This is a genomic window from Oleiphilus sp. HI0067 (assembly GCF_001635735.1).
Genome location: NZ_LWFI01000464.1, coordinates 1 through 1,119, shown reverse-complemented (window position 1 = coordinate 1,119; position 1,119 = coordinate 1). Strand labels below are relative to the sequence as shown.

Below are 1,119 nucleotides of genomic sequence, written 5' to 3'. Positions count from 1 at the left end.
AAGCCGTCCAAACCCTATCCGGCATCATCTCCTCCAAACACTTATAGTGACCAAATGGGCAATCACGCTTGAAACATGGACTACAGTCTATGCTAGCTTTTATAACCGCAGACTTCTCACTGAGTGGCGGTGTGTAATCTGGAGAGGTCGAACCAAACAAGCCAAGCGTTGGGACATTCAATGCGGCCGCTACGTGCATCAAGCCTGAGTCATTGGCTAAGGCCAAATCAGCTTGAGACATTAACGCAACCGCCTCTTCTAGGCTGGTATTGCCTGCCAGCAAACTAACACAATCTTGATCGATAGAATCGGCAATAGCCCCACATGCGGGCACATCATTCTGAGACCCAAATAACCAAACTTGTCCACCTTCAGCAATATGGCGACGTGCGATCTCTGCATAGTGCCTCTCTGGCCACTTCTTAGCACGCCCAAACTCCGCACCCGGACATAGCGCTAGCACCGACTTACTCTTGTCCAAACCGAACTTCGTCATCGCTTTAGCAATATTCTCTGTCGCAGGAACAAGCAAGGGAGCCGGACACTCAAATGCATCTGGCGTTGTTCCCTTGTCATAAGCGAGCCCAACATACTTATGCACCATCAATGAAAAAACGCTTTTATCTAGCTGACGCAAATCATTGACCACGCCATAGCGCATTTCACCTTTCCAGGCAGTACGTCGAGGAATCTTCGCAAACCACGGAATCAATGCCGACTTAAACGAATTTGGAAGGACAATCGCCCAGTCGTATTGCTCTGAGCGCAAACTATGCCCAAGCATTCTGCGAGATTTAATATCAAGCACACCATGCCCTAAAGGCATATCAATGGCTTTATTCACTTCAGGCATTGCTTCAATTATGGGGCGACTCCAAGCTGGAGCAAGAACATCTATTTGTACAGATGGGTGGAGTCGACGCAAAGCAATAAATAAACTCTGCGCCATCACCATATCGCCAACCCAGGACGGGCCTACGATAAAAATTTTCAAATCAGTATCTCCGATACCGTAAAACGCAATTAAACTAGCGTCAGCCAGTCTTGGTTTTGCTCACGCTTACCTTTAACTGCGTCAAAGTACATAGTTTGGAACTTCTCGGTCAATGGACCACGTGC

At 47.8% G+C, this 1,119-nt stretch carries 1 protein-coding gene; it reads right to left on the bottom strand.

The window, feature by feature from the left end:
• Nucleotides 1–994, bottom strand: a 994-nt coding sequence (gene waaF, locus A3739_RS05660) for a lipopolysaccharide heptosyltransferase II (protein WP_068500627.1), incomplete at its 3' end; no start/stop codon positions are given.
• Nucleotides 995–1,119 lie beyond the last annotated feature (125 nt).